15 protein-coding genes are annotated in these 18,061 nt (G+C 57.6%); 1 reads left to right on the forward strand and 14 read right to left on the reverse strand.

Annotation, left to right across the window (positions count from 1 at the left end; genetic code table 11):
- Positions 1 to 40: 40 nt before the first annotated feature.
- Genes CDUR_RS06660 through CDUR_RS06715 form a run of 12 tightly spaced genes read right to left on the reverse strand, consistent with a single transcriptional unit; the run spans position 41 to position 12,468 of the window.
- Positions 41 to 781, reverse strand: a complete 741-nt coding sequence (locus CDUR_RS06660; RefSeq protein ID WP_179417604.1) for a cobalt-precorrin-6A reductase — start codon at positions 779 to 781, stop codon at positions 41 to 43.
- Positions 769 to 1,542: a precorrin-4 C(11)-methyltransferase gene (gene cobM, locus CDUR_RS06665; RefSeq protein ID WP_179417605.1), complete on the reverse strand. Its 774-nt coding sequence runs from the start codon at positions 1,540 to 1,542 to the stop codon at positions 769 to 771. The genes CDUR_RS06660 and cobM overlap by 13 nt, the downstream gene beginning before the upstream one ends.
- Entirely contained in the window at positions 1,539 to 2,792 is a 1,254-nt protein-coding gene (cbiE, locus tag CDUR_RS06670) for a precorrin-6y C5,15-methyltransferase (decarboxylating) subunit CbiE (RefSeq protein ID WP_179417606.1), read from the reverse strand. Before cbiE ends, cobM begins: the two co-directional genes overlap by 4 nt.
- A gap of 50 nt (positions 2,793 to 2,842) precedes the next feature.
- Entirely contained in the window at positions 2,843 to 3,586 is a 744-nt protein-coding gene (locus CDUR_RS06675; protein ID WP_179417607.1) for an SDR family oxidoreductase, read from the reverse strand.
- Positions 3,583 to 4,731: a M24 family metallopeptidase gene (locus CDUR_RS06680; RefSeq protein ID WP_179417608.1), complete on the reverse strand. Its 1,149-nt coding sequence runs from the start codon at positions 4,729 to 4,731 to the stop codon at positions 3,583 to 3,585. The genes CDUR_RS06675 and CDUR_RS06680 overlap by 4 nt, the downstream gene beginning before the upstream one ends.
- Before the next feature lie 41 nt (positions 4,732 to 4,772).
- Positions 4,773 to 7,565, reverse strand: a complete 2,793-nt coding sequence (locus CDUR_RS06685; protein WP_179417609.1) for a DEAD/DEAH box helicase — start codon at positions 7,563 to 7,565, stop codon at positions 4,773 to 4,775.
- Positions 7,566 to 7,607: 42 nt separating this feature from the next.
- Positions 7,608 to 8,591 (reverse strand): twin-arginine translocase subunit TatC, encoded by a 984-nt coding sequence (gene tatC / locus CDUR_RS06690; RefSeq protein ID WP_179417610.1) that lies wholly within the window; start codon positions 8,589 to 8,591, stop codon positions 7,608 to 7,610.
- A gap of 14 nt (positions 8,592 to 8,605) precedes the next feature.
- The gene (tatA, locus tag CDUR_RS06695) at positions 8,606 to 8,854 is read right to left on the reverse strand and encodes a Sec-independent protein translocase subunit TatA (protein WP_179417611.1); all 249 of its coding nucleotides are present in this window, start codon (positions 8,852 to 8,854) and stop codon (positions 8,606 to 8,608) included.
- 25 nt (positions 8,855 to 8,879) lie between these two features.
- Positions 8,880 to 9,866, reverse strand: a complete 987-nt coding sequence (locus tag CDUR_RS06700) for a helix-turn-helix transcriptional regulator (protein ID WP_179417612.1) — start codon at positions 9,864 to 9,866, stop codon at positions 8,880 to 8,882.
- Complete coding sequence (locus CDUR_RS06705) at positions 9,856 to 10,839, reverse strand: helix-turn-helix transcriptional regulator (RefSeq protein ID WP_179417613.1); 984 nt, start codon at positions 10,837 to 10,839, stop codon at positions 9,856 to 9,858. The genes CDUR_RS06700 and CDUR_RS06705 overlap by 11 nt, the downstream gene beginning before the upstream one ends.
- Complete coding sequence (gene pafA, locus CDUR_RS06710) at positions 10,826 to 12,271, reverse strand: Pup--protein ligase (protein ID WP_179417614.1); 1,446 nt, start codon at positions 12,269 to 12,271, stop codon at positions 10,826 to 10,828. The genes CDUR_RS06705 and pafA overlap by 14 nt, the downstream gene beginning before the upstream one ends.
- 5 nt (positions 12,272 to 12,276) lie before the next feature.
- Positions 12,277 to 12,468, reverse strand: a complete 192-nt coding sequence (locus tag CDUR_RS06715; protein ID WP_179417615.1) for a ubiquitin-like protein Pup — start codon at positions 12,466 to 12,468, stop codon at positions 12,277 to 12,279.
- Between the two features lie 385 nt (positions 12,469 to 12,853).
- Between CDUR_RS06715 and CDUR_RS06720 the strand changes: the two genes are divergently transcribed.
- Complete coding sequence (locus CDUR_RS06720; RefSeq protein ID WP_179417616.1) at positions 12,854 to 14,974, forward strand: HtaA domain-containing protein; 2,121 nt, start codon at positions 12,854 to 12,856, stop codon at positions 14,972 to 14,974.
- Here the strand turns inward: CDUR_RS06720 and dop are convergent.
- Complete coding sequence (gene dop / locus CDUR_RS06725) at positions 14,967 to 16,487, reverse strand: depupylase/deamidase Dop (protein ID WP_179417617.1); 1,521 nt, start codon at positions 16,485 to 16,487, stop codon at positions 14,967 to 14,969. The two genes, CDUR_RS06720 and dop, sit on opposite strands and share 8 nt — an antisense overlap.
- 15 nt (positions 16,488 to 16,502) lie before the next feature.
- On the reverse strand, positions 16,503 to 18,056 hold the full coding sequence (gene arc / locus CDUR_RS06730; RefSeq protein WP_233452912.1) for a proteasome ATPase: 1,554 nt from the start codon (positions 18,054 to 18,056) through the stop codon (positions 16,503 to 16,505).
- Positions 18,057 to 18,061: the final 5 nt, after the last annotated feature.

Here is an 18,061-nt window from a genome sequence, read left to right on the forward strand (position 1 = left end):
CTAGTTTTGAGGTGCGACGGTGTGCTTGCTTTTAACTCCCCTACCCCATCAGCCCATGCGCAGCAATGTAGGCGTCACTGGCGGCGTGCACTGCGGTGATGCGAGAACCGCCTGGTAGCGGCGGGCGCTGGACCATGATCACCGGAATACCAAGTTGGCGGGCCGCCACGATTTTGGCGTAGGTAAGGCTGCCGCCGGAATTTTTGGTGACCAGGGCGTCAATCTGGTTGTCGCGCATCAGTTGTTTCTCGTCTTGCACGCTAAACGGGCCGCGAGACAAGATGAGGCGGTGTCTCTTGGGAAGCGGCCCCTCCGGCGGATCAACGCTGCGGATGACGTACAGATTGTGCGAATCGTTGGCAAAAGGCGCAAGCTTCTGGCGGCCAATGGTGAGAAAAATATGATGGTAACGTTCGGCTATCCGGGCGGCCTCCTCCATGTCGTTGACATAGATCCACTCGTCGTAGTTTTCAGGAGTCCAGGCCGGTCGGTGCAGGGCGATGAGCGGAATACCAGTCGCCCGGGTTGCTTCGGCTGCGGATATGCTGATTTTTTCCGCAAATGGATGGGTGGCATCTACCACAAGATCAACTTCGTGATCCATGAGCCAGCGCGCCAAACCAGGTGGCCCGCCGAAACCGCCAATGCGGACTTCTCCGAGGGGGAGCTTCGGTTCCTTCACCCTCCCGGCCAGCGAACTGGTCACTCGCCAGCCGCTTTGCAGTAGTAATAATGCCAGTTCACGGGACTCTGCTGTTCCTCCAAGGATTAGTGCGCGCATGGGATGGTCCGTCCTTCCTCGTCACGAGGACGGTCATCTGAATAGAGGAAACTATCGGGGAATTCCCCGGCCGTAAGGACCTTTCCCACAATGATGATGGCGGTTCTCACGATTCCAGCAGCGGCTACTTTGCCCGCAATGTCCGCAAGCGTTCCGCGCACAATCTGCTCCTGCGGCCGCGACGCGTAAGCCACCACAGCCACCGGACAATCTGCACCGTAGTTGGGGACCAATTCCGCTACCACCCGTTCGATGTCGTGCGCTGCGAGGTGGATGCACAGTGTGCTTTTCGACGCCCCGAGGGTCGCCAAGTCCTCCCCCGCAGGCATCTGGCTCGCACGGCCATTAACCCTAGTGAGGATCACAGTCTGCCCAACTGTCGGTACCGTCAGCTCGTGGCCCAGCGCCGCCGCCGCTGCGGAAAAGGCAGGCACGCCAGGGATAATCTCATAGTCAATACCCAAGGCGGTCAGACGGCGTACCTGTTCCGCGACGGCGGAATATATTGACGGATCCCCTGACTGCAGACGTGCCACGTCTTTGCCCTGGGCATGAGCCTGGGCCATGATGTCAGTGATCTGATCCAAAGGCATTCGCGCCGTGTTGATGACACTCGCAGAATCCGGGCAGTTTTCCAACACCTCTGGAGGGACGATGCTTCCGGCGTATAAGCACACGGGGCACGACCGGATGAGACGGTCGGCCCGCACCGTCAATAAATCAGCGGCACCGGGACCGGCACCAATGAAGAAAACTGTCACTCGTTGGACCCTTCCTTGACTACCCGCCACTGGGTGACCGGAAGCGCTGCTTTCAGCGCTGTGAAACCACCGATGGCGTGTTCAGTTGAAATATCAAAACGACTTATTTGCCCGCCGAAACGTTGACGAAGCTGCCACAGCATCTGTTCGGATTCGATGGTCACAGCGTTAGCCACCAATCGGCCTCCAGGCTTTAACCCTGCCCATGCTGCATCAAAAACCCCCTCCGCTGTAAGACCGCCGCCAATGAATACGGCGTCGGGTGCCGGGGCGTCGATAAGCGACTCGGGAGCAGCACCGACCACCCTGAGATGTGGAACGCCTAACGCGTTGGCGTTTGCTGTGATCCGGGTGGCCCGAACCTCATCGGACTCGGCGCACCATGCGCGCGTGCGGGGGCTACTACGCAGCCACTCAATGGCAATAGACCCAGAACCTCCACCAATATCCCACAGCACTTCGCCAGGACGCGGTGCCAGGGAGCAGATTGTCAATGCTCGAATGTGTTGCTTGGTCAGTTGACCATCGGTGTCGTAGGAATCGTCGGAAAGCCCCGGAACGATACTGCGTGTTGGGCCGTCTGGCTGGATTGCAATAACATTCAAGGCGCTAATCGGCTGCGGATCGTCAGTGGCAGTAAAGCGATTATGTTGCTCATCACTGCTACCTATGTCACTCAACACATGCACTGTTGCCGCCGCATGACCCAAGTTCCTGAGCAACGTACATACTTCAGTGGGGGTGGTTTCATCGCGCCCCAACACCAAAAAAGGTTCCCCCTGATCCACCAGCGGAATGATAGAAGAAACCGGGTTACTGACCAGACTGACTACCGGTGTTCTATCCACTGCCCAACCGAGCCGCGCGCACGTCAACGACGCCGACGATGCCACTGGGATAACCCGGATGCGTTCTGGACCCAATAACCGGCACAACGTTGTGCCAATGCCGTGGAACATAGGATCACCCGATCCCAGCACCACAACACGCATACCTTCCAGGCTTTCAAAAAGCGGAACGATTCCTGGAAGCATGGGTGATGGCCATGGGCGTCGCTTGGCGGGAATATGATCCGGCAGCAAGCTCAGTTGCCGCCACGACCCCACAATCACCTCCGCGTCACGCACAACTTTCTGCGCAGCAGCCCCCATCCCGGTAAAACCGTCTGCCCCGATGCCCACAACAACAATCACCGATGAGTCCGGTGAGCTGAAATCATCAGCATCTGTGATAGGGCAAGACACACTCATAATTGACTATGGTAGACCACCGTTAATGGCCGCGTAGGTAACCCACGTCACTAGCGCGGCATTCTCCGCCACATCCTGCGCGGAATAAGCCGCATCAATGCAGCGAGAAGCTGTAGCTTTCCCGGAATCCAGACGGTCCTACTCCCCCGATCCTCCTGAATAATAGGCGCAAGTATGTCTGCGACCTCGGCCGATGTGACAGACATGGGTGCGGGCTTCATACCGTTGGTCATGGAACCAATGACAAAGCCTGGACGGGCGGTAATCACACGCACGGCAGTACCGTGAAGAGCGTCAGTCAATCCCTGGCAGAAAGCATCAAGCCCTGCTTTCGCCGAACCATAGACGTAGTTAGCGCGGCGTGGTCGCCACCCCGCAATGGAAGAAAAAGCCACAATCGTTGATCGAGTCGTTCGGGGGCGAAGCTCATCAGCAATAACGGTAAGCATGGCGATTTGGGCGGTGTAATCAATGGTTGCTATGTCCGCCGCATGGAACTCGTCGACTTCTGCCCGTTGCTGATCACCCAACACGCCAAACGCGACAAGAACCAGGTTGATCTCCCCCGCAAGCTGCTCGGCCTGTTGGAAAAGCGTCCGGTAGGCACGCAGGTCGGCGGCTTCAAAATAGAGAATGTGCACCTTCGTAGCCCCGGCATCATAGAAGGGCTGAAGGTCCGGTGCCCGGCGCGCCGCGAGAACCACCTGGCGACCGCGGCACAGTCGAACGCCGATTTCGCGGCCGATGTCGCTGGTACCCCCGATGATGAGGATTCCGTCGTTGCTGTTGGTCACTGAAGTGACCTCGGTTGGTTGTTGAGGGTTTTGCAGCCGGTTTCTGTCACCACCACGATGTCTTCAATTCGGGCACCGTATTGTCCTTCGATGTAGATGCCGGGTTCGATGGAAAAAGCCATGCCTGGTTCCAATGTCAAGTGATTGCCTTCCATAATGAATGGTTCCTCGTGGGTGGATAGGCCAATTCCGTGGCCGGTGCGGTGGATGAATTGCTCTCCGTAGCCTGCTTCGGTGATGATGTTGCGGGCAATACGGTCGATGCTTTCTGCGGTTACGCCGGGTTTCACTGCTGCTACTGCTGCGGCTTGGGCGCGTTCAAGTACGTTGTACATGGCGGCGATGTCGGGGTTGTGTTGTTCTTCGGGCCCGCCAACGATGAAGGTGCGGGTGCAGTCGGAGTGGTAATTGGGGCCGTAGGTGCCACCGATGTCAACGACAACAACGTCGCCTGCTTTCAGGATCCGGTCGGAATAAGAGTGGTGTGGGTTGGCGCCGTTGGCGGCCGAACCGACAATGATGAAGTCGACAGCGGCGTGCCCTTCTTTCAGGATGAGGTAGTTGAGGTCGCGAGCAACATCTTTTTCGCTGCGCCCTGGCTGGAGGAGTTTTGGGACTGCGGCGAAGACACGATCAATGGCTGCGGCGGCATTGCTAAGGGCAGTGATTTCCTCTTCTGCTTTGCGCATGAAAAGCTCTTTCAGCACAGTCGCGGCCAGAACAGTGCTGCCGCCAATGCGTTGTTGAAGTGGTAAGACATGGTCGGCGGTGAGCGAGGAGCCGAGTCCAATGGTGGGGTGCGCATCCGGTGCGAGATGGAGGGCTTTGACGGCAAGGTCGTGGGAGTTGTCGCCGTCGACCCAGCCGCACACTGCGACGGTGAGTTCAGGGATGGCAGACAATGCGAGGTCACCACGGTCCACGGCGGGGAGAATGAAGGTTGGTTCACTTCCATCGGTGGGAATGATCAAGGCAGTGAGGCGCTCGTGGGTACTGATCCAGGAGCCTGTGAGGTAGGCCAGTTCGGCACCGGTGCCAAAGATCAATCCATCAAGACCAGCGTTGCGGGCTGCTGTGGCGGCCTGCGTGAGGCGATGCTGATAGACGGATGCCGGGAATAGGTGTTCAGTGTGGTGTTCGCTCATGTGCCCCATCATATGGCACGGGTGTAATCCGCACGGGTAGTTTAGGCGCCTATGGCGACCACGCCGCGGCGTATGGCGTTGATGGCATCGCGGGCATTCCGGCGGATAGCATCAGTGTATCCGGTGGACCTCACTTGTTCCAGCACGTCCACTACTTGCCTGCACCACCGTACAAAATCGCCGGGTGTCAGTTCGGCGCCGGACTCCGCAGCGGCGGCCATGCAATACCCCAATGGTGCGCCTGCAGCCCACTGGTGAATGGCCAACGCAAACCCACCTTCGGGCACACGGGTGGGGGGAAGATTGTGGCGGCGTTCGTCATGAACGAGTTCGCGCCAGATTCGGTTGGTGGCATTCATGGCAGTTGCCATGGCATCGGTGGCTGCGTCGGGTTCTCCCCTGGTTTCTTTGCGGTTTTCAAAGGTGCACATGCTGACCACCCCGGCGAGTTCTGCTGGGTCAAGCTCGTCCCAGATTCCCCTGCGGAGGCACTGGGCAACCAGCAAGTCGGATTCGTTGTGGATGAGGGCAAGACGCTGCCCTTCCTCAGTGATGTGCGGAACATTATCCGGGTCGGAGAATTCCACGTAATCCATTTCTGCTAACAGATCCATGATGCGGTCGAACGTGCGGCCTAGGGTGTCTGTGGTGGCGCTGACACGGTTGCGTAGGCGTTCTACATCGCGTTGTTTGCGCAAGAGTTTTTCCGCGATGCGGGCAAGGTCTTCCCGGCCGGGCCAGTGGTGAGCAGGATGTGCGCGAAGTTGGGTGCGTAGCTCGGCCACCTCGGCGTTGTCGCGGTGGCGTGCCTCCATGCGCATTTTCTTGGGGCGGGGGTAATCGCGGCGTCGAAAAGCATTGACCACAAACTTGGTGTTGCGGTGTGGATGGTGGGTGATGTCTCGCGGCAGGCTCATGTGCCCCACCACGACGGGGACGTTGGCGAAGGAATCGGTGTCTATGCGCCCTGTCCAGCCTTGTTCCATGATGATCCGTGGGCGCGGATCGTCGGGGTCGGATGCTGGGGTGACGACCACCGCGAGTAACGGCTTCTTTTTTCCTGGCATGGCAACGACATCACCGACCTGCAGGTGACCCAACACTGCACGAACCTCCGCTTGACGCTGCTCGATCCCCTCTTTACGCGCGGCTTTTTCAGCGGTTTTCAGCTGGTAGCGCAGGTTAATGTAGCTGAGGAAGTCGGTGGCTGGGTCGTCACCGGGTGGGTTGGCGGCGTTGATGGCATCGGTGAAGCGTTGTTCGAGTTCGGCGGCGCGGCGTTCGGCGCGTTCCATTTCTCGTACTTCGTCAACAACGGAGCCATCGGCTTGGAACTGGGCGAAGGATTTTTCCAGTAGGCGGTGGGCTTGGTCGTAGCCGATGGTGGCCAGCAGGTTGACGCTCATGTTGTATCCGGGGGTGAAGGTGGAGATGAGCGGGTAGGTGCGTGTCGACGCCAAGCCGGCCACCGCTTGCGGTTCCATTGCGGGTGACCATTGCACCACTGCGTTGCCGATGGTGTCGATGCCGCGACGTCCTGCGCGGCCGGTGAGTTGGGTGTATTGGCCTGGGGTGAGTTCAGCGTGGGATTCGCCATTAAATTTGACGAGTTTTTCCAGCACAACTGTGCGTGCCGGCATGTTGATGCCGAGGGCTAGGGTTTCGGTAGCAAAGACGGCGCGGACGAGTCCTTTGACGAAGAGTTCTTCAACGATGTGCCGGAAAGCTGGGAGCATTCCCGCGTGGTGGGCGGCGAATCCGCGCATGAGAGCGGCGCGCCATTGTTTGAAACGGAGTATTTCTAGGTCTGCGGCGGGGATGTCGGCGACACCAGCATCGATGATGCTGGCGATGGTGTTGGCTTCGTCCTGGGTGGTGAGGGTGAGTCGGGAGCGAAGGCATTGCAGAAGGGCGGCGTCGCAGCCCGCGCGGGAAAAAATAAAGGTAATGGCGGGCAGCATGGAGTGTGCCTGCAGAATCTGGATGACCTCTGGCCTGCCGAGTGGGCGGAAACGGTCGGCCGGGCGGCTGATGCCGGAGCGGTGGGACCTGCCGGGTTGGTTACCGTTGCGACTGCGGGATCGGAAACGTGCCTGCTGGTTTTTGTCGTAGGACTGGGTACTGATGCTGCCGGATTCTAGCTTGTGGACTTTTGCTTCGAGTTTTTTGTTGACATGCTCGGTGCTTCCCGGTTGAAAAAGCGGGAGAAGGGTGCGGTTGACCAGCATCCATTGGTCAAGTGGAACGGGGCGTTGTTCTGAGACGATAACAGTGGTGTCGCCGCGGACGGTGGTCAGCCACGCTCCGAATTCTTCGGAATTACTGACGGTGGCGGACAAGCCGATGATGTTGACACTTTCGGCAAGGTTGAGGATGACTTCTTCCCACACGGGGCCGCGGGAAGCGTCGGCGAGGAAGTGGATCTCGTCCATGACGACATGGGTGAGGCGTTCCAGGGCCGGGGATTCTGCGTAGATCATGTTGCGCAGAACTTCCGTGGTCATGACAACAATATCTGCGGAACCGTTGATGGAAACATCGCCTGTGAGCAGGCCGACGGCATCGTCACCGTGAGCCTCGACGAGGTCGTGGTATTTCTGGTTGCTGAGTGCTTTGATCGGCGTGGTGTAGAAGCACTTTGTGCCGCGCGATAGTGCCAGGGAAACCGCGAATTCGCCGACAATGGTTTTTCCCGCGCCGGTGGGTGCGCACACGAGGACACCATAATCTGCTTCGACGGCTTGGCAGCCTTCGATTTGAAAGTCGTCGAGGGGAAAATCCAGGTGGTCGCAGAACTCAGCAAGATGTGTGCCGACGGGCGCGGTAAAACTCATGCCCCTAACGCTACCGCGTGTCGGGGCATTTGTTTAAGCAGCTTATAGCACGTCGTCAAAATCGGTGGGCGGGCGTTGTGTCAGGTCGGTGCGCTGTGGCGTGGGAGTCGGAGCAGTATCAACGGGGGTTGGCTCGATTGATGATGCTTCAATTGATGATGCCTTGTCATCGTCCACGTCCAACCATTCTGGGCGTTGACGGTTTTTGCGTTTGTCGTTGATGCGGGCGAATTGGATCGCGCATTCAACGAGTAGTGTCAATGCCGTGGCTAGCACCGCCATGGACACCGGGTCTTGGCCTGGTGTCATGAAAGCGGCGAAGACAAACAACAGGAAAATAATCAGACGGCGCTTTTCCTTCAGCTGCTGGTAACTAACCAGGCCGACTATGTTGAGCATGGCCAAGATCAGCGGCACCTCAAAACTCACGCCGAAAATGAGAAGCAGCGCGAGGAGGAACTTGTAGTACTGCGTACCGCTGAGTGCTGCGACTTGGGTTTCATCACCAATGGTGAGAAGAAACTCCAGGCCGTACGCCACCACAAAGTACGCCAAAATAGCACCGAAGACAAAAAGCATCACCGCAATGGCAACGAAAGAGAATGTCCAGCGTTGTTCATTCTTCTTTAACCCTGGAGTGATAAAAAACCAGACTTGCGCGAGCCACACAGGGGATGCAAACACGGAACCTGCCAAGGCACCGACTTTCAAACGCAGCATGAACATGTCGAAGGGCCCGGTGGCCAGCAGCTTGCACTCACCATCAGCAGAAAGGTCTGCCCGTGCGGTGTCTGGAAGGTTGCAGTAAGGGCCACGAAGAATGTCACCAAGGGTGGGTAGGCCAAACAGACTCTGCTGGTACCAGATAAACCCAACGATGGTGCCTACGGCCAATGCAGCAAGCGAAATGAGCAGGCGCAGGCGAAGCTCTTGAATGTGCTCCACCAGCGACATGCTGCCGTCGTCCGGTTTCTTTTCTCGCTTTACCCGGCCGAGGCGTTTTTTAGTCGTATCAGACGTACTCATCACACCAACATAGGCTAAGCAGAAGTATTGTGCTGGGTGTCAGTCTGAGCTTGGGGTGCTTGCTGGGGCTGGGACTGCTCAATCTGACGGGGTTCGGTGGCGGCTGTCACCTGGTCATCATTGTTTAGTTCTTTCACCTCAGACTTGAAGATGCGCATAGAACGGCCTATGGATCGAGCCGCATCTGGAAGTTTTTTCGAACCGAACAGCAAAATCAAAACAACAGCAATGATAATCAGCTCAGTAGGGCCAAGATTCGGCATGATGTCCTCTCAACAGACGGTGACGTTATTCACCACTCATACTACGTCGTTTAGAATACGCGCCCAACGCCGCCTCCGCTTGTGCAGCAATGGTGCGGGTGACCTCTTCGGGGGCAGTAACCCGAACTCTGCCCGCTTGTCCTATGGCGAAACGCACCACCCACGCGGGTGAACCCATCGGCATGGTGGCCGCAACCCACCCATCGGGGCCGGTCTCCCCCAGTTCCAAGGGCACATAATCCGCAAGCCACAGCACATCTGGGTGGATCTCTAAAGACACAGTGTCTGTTTCCTTACCGAAGGCGAACGGGTCGTCTTCATCAAACTTCATGTCCTCAGCGTGCGGAGTACTGGGGGTATCCAACACCTCAACATCACTCATGCGATCCACCTTGAAGGTGCGGTGGGCCTGCGCATCATCGTCCCAGGCTGCGAGGTACGTGTCTCCCTTGACGCTGAACACCCGCGCCGGGTGGACGGTGCGCTGGTTGGAGGAATCGCTGCGCGCCGAATAATAGGTAAACCTCAGCATCAGGCCGTGATCAAGACTGCGGCGAATTGCGTCCAAAAGCGGTGAAGTGTGCTCGACAACAGTGTCGGCGACGATAGAGTCCACCACGGCCGTAGTTTCATCCCCCATGATGCCGCGTAGCTTCGCAGCTGCGCTTTGCACGACTTCACGGTTGGTTAGTCCAGGAAGGTTCTCTAAAGACTCCAGCGCCAGCAGCAGCGCCCCAGCCTCTGTGTGGGTGAGACGCAAAGGCTTATCCATGCCTTGGGCATTGGTGACTTTCACCGACTTGTACGTATGATCCAGGTCCACGAGGTCGCCAGGAAAAAGCCCTGGTAGTCCGCAACACCACAGGCTGTTGAGGTCATCCATCAATTCCTTGGGGCTGCGGCCCAAATCTTTGGATGCCTCCATCAAGGATATGCCTGGATGTGCCTCAAAATACGGCAGCAGATTTAGCATGTGCACCACCTCGGCGAGGCGGTCGGCTTTAGCAGTCACGTGGGGTCACCTCCAGCAGGGAACGAAGTTGAGCAATCACATCATCGCGAACATCTGCAGGCTCCACCACCAGCGCATGCGGCGCATATGCCGCAGCTGTTCGCACCAGCCAGTCTCGATCCACGCCGGTGAGCACATACGTATCATGATCGCGGTGGCTCGCGCGGGAGGTGAGCTCGCCAGCGGTGCCTGGTTCGGCAGTAATCGTGGCGTCGATAAGCACTTTGCGGCTGCGCAGGGAATCCGCAACAAGCTCCTGTAATGGTGTGTGTTCCGGGGCGGGATGCATGGCACGACCAACAATATCGATATTGCTAACGCGGGTGATGCGGAAGGTTCGCGGAGCATCGCGTTCGATGTCAAAACCCACAAGGTACCAACGGTCCTGATGGTTAACAATGCCCCAAGGGTCCATCACCCGGCGCGTGGGTTCAGCGTTTTTGTGTGGCGTGTAGTCGAAGTGAATGCGGTGATGGTTGCGGTGGGCCTTGAGGATGGTATCTAGGGATTGCGCAGTAAGTACACCCAGGTCGGTGACGTTGTTGAACATCACCGGGGCGCTGTCTTGGGCTGTGACGGTTGAGGCGCCTGCTGCTGCGAGTTTTGTCCACCCGGACCGGGCGAACGCAGCGAGTTCGTGGTTGAGTCCTTTGTCGCCGGCGAGTGCGAGGACAGCTGCCTCGTCGGGAGTGAAGCTGACTTCGGGGAGGTAGTAGTTGTGTGGGTTGAGTCGGTAGCCGGGTGCGTCGTCAAGTGTGGCTCGTGCGATGGTTTCGATGGGGACGCCGACTTTAGCGAGAATGCTGCGGTCACGGGCGAACATGCGTTGGAAGGCTGCGTCAGTGCGGTCTTGGTAGCCTGCAACGTTGGTGCGGATCCATTCGGCAGTGATGTATCTGCGGCCTGTGGCGTTGGCGTGGAGGAAGGCGAACGTGAGGTTGATCAGGCGTTCGTGGAATTCATTTTTCGCCACTGTTGTGTCCTTTATGCATGTGGTTAATGAGTTCGTCGACACGGGTATCGACGGCCGCGAAGGGGTCGCCCAGTTCCACAAGCTGGGGTTCTGGCGCGGTGATTTTCAGGCGCATCCAGTCCACGAAAAAGGGAGTATTAGTCTCGTGTGCGGCGGTGATGAAGCGGCCGCGGAGGTGCGCTCGGGTGGTGTCCGGCGCGTGTTCCGTGGCGTGGGCGATAGCGTCGTCGGTGGTCCAGCGGTTGATCAGGCCCTTGGATTCGAGGATGGATGCTAGTCCCCTGCCCGGTCGGATGTCGTGGTACATCAGATCAATTTGGGAGAGTTTGGGGTGGTCAAGGTCGAATCCGTAGCGTTCTTGGTAGCGGCGAATCAGGGAGTGTTTGATCACCCAATCGATATCGCGATCAACGTGGGAAAAGTCTTGGGTGTCAATGGCATCAAGGGTGCGTGTCCAGAGGTCCACGACGCTGCTGAGGGTATCGGTGTTGGTGTCTGTGGGGCGTTGTTGCATCCATGTATGTGCTGCGTCGCAGTAGGCGCGCTGTATTTCGCCTGCGGTGATGGTGGTGCCGTTTCGGAGCTTGACCAGGCAGGTGCCGGTGGTGTCACGGGCGATATCGCGAATGGCGGTGGTCTCGTCGGCGAGTTCAAGGCTGGGCAGCGGCATGTCTGCTTCGATCATTTCCAGCACGAGGAGGGTTGCTCCGATTTTGAGGGCGAAGGTGGGTTCGGCCATGGAGGAATCCCCAACGATGATGTGTAGGCGACGGTAGTGGTGGGAGTCCGCGTGAGGTTCGTCGCGAGTGTTGATGATGGGACGGGATCGCGTGGTGGCTGAAGAAACGCCCTCCCAGACGTGGTCCGCGCGTTGTGACATGCAAAAACCTAGGCCGTAGTGCTCGCTGGGGCTTCCGGGGATGGGGTGGTAAATTTTGCCAGCGCCGCTGATGAGTTGGCGGGTAATCAAGAACGGCAGGAGATGGCGGCCTAGAGTTTTGACTACCGTTTGGCGTGTGACCAGGTAGTTTTCGTGGCAGCCGTAGGAGTTGCCGAAGGAATCCACGTTGTTTTTTAGTAGGTAGACGTGGCCGTCGGCGGCTGCGGCAGTGCCTTCAGTGGCCAGGGTTGTTTCGGCGTGTTGGGCGAGATTGTCCAGAATGCGGTCGCCTGCTTTGTCCATGGTGAGTAGTTGAATGAGGCTGTCGCATTCTGCGGTGGCGAACTCTGGGTGGGAGCCCACATCAAGGTAGAGGCGTGAGCCGTTGGAGGTGAAGATGTTGGAGCTGCCGTAGCGGTCCACCACTGAGCGAAAAAGGTAGCGGGCGATGTCATCGGGACTCAGTCGCCGTTGTCCGTCGGCGGTGTAGGTGATGCCGTACTCGGTTTCAATCCCGGTGATTCTGCGGGTGAGTACCCGGGGCGGGGTCATGGCGTTTATTGGCCGCCTTTCTGCACGTAGGAGCGGACGAATTCCTCTGCATTGTTTTCCAGCAGGCCGTCTATTTCGTCCAGGAGATCATCTGTGCCGTGCGTGTTGATGGAGACCTGCCCGACGGCGGAGTCGTCGTGGTTGTGGTCGTCCCCGCCGCCGCTGGCATGGCTGGTGTGTGAAGACGTGGTGCTCATCGTGGTGTCCTCATGGTCGTTGTGGGTTATCTCCCCTAACAGGGTAGCCCTTTAGAGGGATGGTGGGTGGGATTCCGGCATACTCTCCCCCGTCAACCCCCATTTTTGTGGGTTGAGTGTGTGAATCGGGCACAGTTCGCTCCTTATCAAATTGTATATCAAGGGTAGCCTAACCTAGATTAGTTTCTGACAACTTGTTGAGAATATGGCAACGTTTATCCGCTATTTCCTGAGTTAAAGATGAGAGATGTTTTTAGCTTTCTACGTGAGGGGCGGGTCAGTCGCAGTGTTCACCGCCCTGTGACCACGCCATATATGTACCCAAAGGACCATTTCAGTGACCACTAACCGCCGCTTGAGCATCCGAGTAAGCACCCTGACTGCCATGACTATCACGGCATCGCTACTCAACCCCGCCTTCACCCCACTTGCCACCGCAGATGTTCACAGCACTTTCGGTCTTGCGCCTCGCGACGGCGTGGCACAAACCGTCGCCGACAACACACCCGCCCTGGCCTGGGGCATCCGCGGATCCTTCTACCGCTACGTCGCCGGAGCCACCCACATTCTCGACGGCGCGAAGAAAGGTCCCGGTGACTACTTCCTGTGGCCCTACCAGAGCACAAAAGCAGAAGGCGACAGACTGATCATCCAGTACGGCGGCACCGTCAACTTCATGAAATACTGCGGTGCGAACAACGAGCTCGTACGCGGCAGATGCGACCTTGATTTCACCTTCGCTGATCCGAAGATCGACATTGACACCACCACCGGGCTCGGGCACATCTACGCCACTGTGCATACCAAGAGCTACCAGAAGGGCACATGGTCCGGCCCCACCGAAGTGCAAGTGGGCACCATTGACACCAACGCCGGGCGTTACAACACCGACAATGGCGTCACCACCTGGTCCGGAGTATCCACCAAGCTTACAGCGGACGGCAATAATGCCTTCAGTAACTTCTACGAACCAGAGTCCTTCCTTGACTCCCTCAACTTCTCCTACCCCACCGCCGGAGACATCAAAGAAACGCAACAGGGGTACAATCTGAGGAACCAGATTGCCACCGACACCGAGTACAACGGCGGCGGATACCTCTTCCCCCGCACCGATGGCAACCTTGTCCTTGTGACCGGTCAATGGGGCGGTAAAGGTACCGTCCGCGTCTTTGACAAAAACCTCAGCAAACTCAACCCGGGAACAGAAATTCCGCTGACTAGGCATGGCTCGTCCGGCTACGACACACTCACCAACACGCTCTACTGGTTAAACGAACAGGACGTATACGCCGCTACCGTCACCGCCACCGGCATTGATGCCCCCACGAAAATCGCCTCCGTACCTGGCCAAAACATTCTCGGTTTCGCATACTCCGACAGCACCAAGGAACTGGGCGTGATCAGCCTTACGCCTGGTACACCGGCACCGTCCTTTACTACCATCCCTGTCAGCGGAACCACCGCAGGAAACATCACCACCGTGCCCCTGCCGGCCCCCAGGGACCTCTACCCCAACCTTCAAGAAGAACGCGACGATGACATGTACGGTGCCGAATTCGGCGGAGACGTACAAGGGCTGCGAGCACTGCCCGACGGCAGCTTCATCACTATTCACGGGCATCTGCTCGACATGAAAGACGGAGGCAAACGCCAACGCAACCTTCCCATCCACATCACTCCTAAAGCCGAGACAAAAGCACGAGTCATCACCGAACTTGCCAGCGACTATCGCGACGACCTGCGCGGCATCACCATGAACAAATCTGGGCGCATGGTCATGTGGAGCAACCTGGGTACCTCCCCACTGATGACAGTGCAGTACAACGCCGAAACCCAGCGCTTCACCACACTGTTTACCAGCGACGGTCTGCCACAAACCCCATCCATCACTGGAGCAACCTTCAGTGAGGATGGCACGCTCGTTATCGCCAGCGAAAGCAAGAGCCAAGTAGCCTTTGTTGACCCCACCACCGGTGTTGTGAAAAGCACCGCTGCCCTGGGCCAACACATGAAAGACGCGAAAGATAATCTCCTCCAGGGCACCGTGTTTGGAAACGACGGATCACTCTACATTGTCGATCGCCCAGTCTTAGACTATAACGAATACTTTGGCATCCAGCGCCTGACGCTGCCCAGCGAAGGCGGACGGCGCGACAACTCAATCAAACCCTTCGACATGAGCGGCACCAACCGCCCCGACATCAACCGCGAAACCCAGGACACCACCCCACCGAAAGTGGGCCTCCCGCCGGTGAACGAATCGGAAAAGGACAAGACGGAAACACCTCAAACCGAGACGCCACAGCCAGGGCAGAAACCCGGTGATAAGGCGACATCAAGCTCGACTTCCAGCACCGTTATCGACGGCAGCTGGGCGCGCACCATCGAAACCAAACTGGTCAAAGCCGGCGTCCCGATGCTGCTGGCCAAACTAGTTTCCTCCCTCGGGTGGATCGGGCAGGTTATCACAGCACCGTTTGCCCTGCTGCTACGTCTAGCTAAGTAACAGGCTCGAACTCGGTGAGCCCTGCCGATCGCAGGGCAGCCACCAGATCATCGACAGTGGTGGCGGTATCACACATAGCCGCCACTTGCTGTTTAGTCAGACCACCCAGGTTGGTCATCAGAATACGAACGAGGCTGCCGTCTGCTAGTTCCACAACAATGCTGTCCCAGTTAGCGGCCGCAATCCTATCCCGGAATCGGGTCATCATGTGCCCCCGGAAAAAAGCACGCGAATCTGCCGGTGGATGCGCCGCAGCCTGGGCAATCTGCTCGGCAGACACCAAAGTGCGCATCCGGTTTTTGCGCACCAAGGCGTGATATAGGCTTTTTGCTGGATCGATGTCCGAATACTGCAAGTCAATCAACGCCATCTTGGGATCATCCCAGGACACGCCACGATTCGCGTATGAATTCAACAACGCATACTTAGCAGTCCAATCCAACAGGTGGCTGGTGGACAGCGGATCATCGGCCAGCAAATCCATCACCTCATCCCACAATCGCAGCACCTGCTCATCCACATCCGAGGATGCCGACACACGGTCGCGATAGGCGCGCAAGATATCAATGGCGGTGAGTTCGCGGCCGTCGACAAGCGTAAGCCGTGCGGTGCACTGAAGATCTCTGGAGACCCGGCGGACATCACCAACTGGATCGACAAGGCGGAGATCGGTGAAATTGGTGCCGGATTCGATGGAGTCAAGAACCAGCGACGTCATCCCAAGCTTCAGCACCATCGCCGTGTGAGACATGTTGGCGTCTCCAATAATCACATGCAAGCGCCCCCAACGCTCTGCATCCGTGTGCGGCTCATCGCGCGTATTAATGATGCCACGGTTCAGCGTGGTTTCTAGCGATATTTCCTGCTCGATGTAATCCGCACGCTGGCTTATCTGAAAACCTGGTGTTTGCCCCGCCGGACCAATACCCACCCGGCCTGCACCTGTTATCACCTGACGAGCCACAAAAAACGGAATTAACGCCTGAGCCAACACCTCAAAATCCGTGCCGCGGCTGTACATGTAGTTTTCATGCGCCCCATACGACGCACCCTTACCATCAACATTATTTTTATATATCTTCAACGGCGGGCACGGATCATGATCCTTCAGCACCGACCGCCCCGCCGCCGTCTGCGTAGCGACGGCCGCGACCGCCTGATTCAACACCACGTCACCCGCCGCGTCATACAGCATCGCATCAAACGCATTCGTCGTCTCTGGGGCGGAATATTCAGGGTGGGCGTGATCCACATAAAAACGTGAACCATTAGCGGTCATCACATTCGCCACGCCAAGCGCATCTGGGTCGATCGTCGGAACCGTGTGGTATCGACGCAGGTCAAAGCCCCGGGAATCCTTTAACGGAGATTCTGGGCCAAAATCCCACTGCGCCCTGCGATCCTTACCCGCAAACGCCACAACCGCATGCGTGGACGTAATAATAGGACTCAACATCGGATCAGTAGGTGTGGAAATACCGTACTCAGTCTCCGTCCCCATAAAACGCGGCATAACTACCTTCCTTGACTACCGTGCTTCATCCGTGGCCTGGGCGATCGCTTGAGCAATCACCCGAGCGCGAATAACCTTCTTTCCCGAATGACCACTAATACGCGTCCATTCATCCGGGTTAGCAGTATTAGGCAAATCCTCATTCTCCCGGTATTCCGCATCCACCGCCGACAATAGATGCTGAACAGTCAACCCCTTATCCGTACCGGCAAGAAAATCCTTAATCGCGTTCTTCTTCGCACGGTCCACGATATTGGCGATCATGGCACCAGACACAAAATCGCAATAATGCAACACCTCAACCGAACTATCCGCCAGCGTCAATTCCACAAAAGGACGAGGCTGATACGCATACTCCACTGCGGTGGCAATGAGCTCCGTGGCGGGCTGCGCCAACGGAAGATCATCAGTGATGTACCGTCTAAAAATATCCCGTGCACCTGACCTATTCGGCCTGGACACGCGAATCTTCACATCTAAACGACCCGGACGCACAAGAGCAGGATCAATCAAATCCTCCCGGTTCGTTGCGCCAATCACTATTACATTGCTCAAGCTCTCCACCCCATCCAACTCAGCCAGCAACTGCGGAACCACCGTTGTTTCCATATCGGAACTCACCCCCGACCCGCGCGTACGGAAAATCGACTCCATCTCATCAAAGAAAACAATCACCGGACGACCCTCGCCGGCCAACTCCCTGGCGCGCTCAAAAATAATCCGAATCTGGCGCTCCGTTTCTCCGACAAACTTATTCAACAACTCCGGGCCCTTGACATTAATAAAATACGACCGCGACCCATCACCAATACGCGTAGACAACGAATGCGCCACGGCCTTAGCAATCAACGTCTTCCCGCAGCCAGGCGGGCCATACAACAACACCCCCTTTGGTGGACGCAACGCAAAATCCCGATACAATTCAGGGTGAGTAAACGGCAACTCAACAGCGTCATGAATCTGCTCAATCTGCGCATCCAAACCACCAATATCGTGGTAGGACACATCCGGCACCTCCTCCAGTACCAGACGAGCAACTTCAGCCTTGGGGATAACCTCGAACGCGTAACCCGCGCGGGCGTCGATAAGCAGCGTGTCCCCCGGCCGTGGCGACTGTCCCTCTTGCAACAACGGAGCGGCAAGCTGCACCACATGTTCCTCGCCGCGCGTATCCACCACCAACGCGCGGGAATCCGCCAACACCTCCGTCAGCGTGGATAGCTCCCCCGAGGTTTCAAAACCACACACCTCCACCACCTGCGAGCCCTCCCCAATGCGCACTCGCGCGCCGGGAACCAATGCGGCGCGATCCACACTCGGCGAGACCACCAGCCGCATGCGTCGATTCGCGGTAAACACCTCGGCGCTGGCCCCGCCTGGATTGATGTCCAACAGCACCCCATACGTGCTTGGTGGGGCGGCCAGCGCCTCCAGCTCCTGGTGCAATACTGCGAGCTTGTCGCGGGAAGCCTTCAGCAACTCGGCAAGCTTCGCATTCCGCGCCCCCAGCTCACGGTTAGCGCGACGCAGTACCTGCAGATCAGCAGCATCCATATCCGACGATGTCATAGTGT

Origin of the sequence: Corynebacterium durum (assembly GCF_030408675.1) — a bacterium.
GTDB classification, from domain to species: Bacteria; Actinomycetota; Actinomycetes; order Mycobacteriales; family Mycobacteriaceae; genus Corynebacterium; species Corynebacterium durum.

What these genes read in the sequence shown, in the direction of transcription:
- CDUR_RS06660 (WP_179417604.1), bottom strand. Translation starts at nt 781, where the DNA reads ATGCGCGCACTAATCCTTGGAGGAACAGCAGAGTCCCGTGAACTGGCA.
- cbiE (WP_179417606.1), bottom strand. Translation starts at nt 2,792, where the DNA reads ATGAGTGTGTCTTGCCCTATCACAGATGCTGATGATTTCAGCTCACCG.
- CDUR_RS06680 (WP_179417608.1), bottom strand. Translation starts at nt 4,731, where the DNA reads ATGAGCGAACACCACACTGAACACCTATTCCCGGCATCCGTCTATCAG.
- CDUR_RS06685 (WP_179417609.1), bottom strand. Translation starts at nt 7,565, where the DNA reads ATGAGTTTTACCGCGCCCGTCGGCACACATCTTGCTGAGTTCTGCGAC.
- tatC (WP_179417610.1), bottom strand. Translation starts at nt 8,591, where the DNA reads ATGAGTACGTCTGATACGACTAAAAAACGCCTCGGCCGGGTAAAGCGA.
- tatA (WP_179417611.1), bottom strand. Translation starts at nt 8,854, where the DNA reads ATGCCGAATCTTGGCCCTACTGAGCTGATTATCATTGCTGTTGTTTTG.
- pafA (WP_179417614.1), bottom strand. Translation starts at nt 12,271, where the DNA reads ATGACCCCGCCCCGGGTACTCACCCGCAGAATCACCGGGATTGAAACC.
- CDUR_RS06715 (WP_179417615.1), bottom strand. Translation starts at nt 12,468, where the DNA reads ATGAGCACCACGTCTTCACACACCAGCCATGCCAGCGGCGGCGGGGAC.
- CDUR_RS06720 (WP_179417616.1), top strand. Translation starts at nt 12,854, where the DNA reads ATGACTATCACGGCATCGCTACTCAACCCCGCCTTCACCCCACTTGCC.
- dop (WP_179417617.1), bottom strand. Translation starts at nt 16,487, where the DNA reads ATGCCGCGTTTTATGGGGACGGAGACTGAGTACGGTATTTCCACACCT.
- arc (WP_233452912.1), bottom strand. Translation starts at nt 18,056, where the DNA reads ATGACATCGTCGGATATGGATGCTGCTGATCTGCAGGTACTGCGTCGC.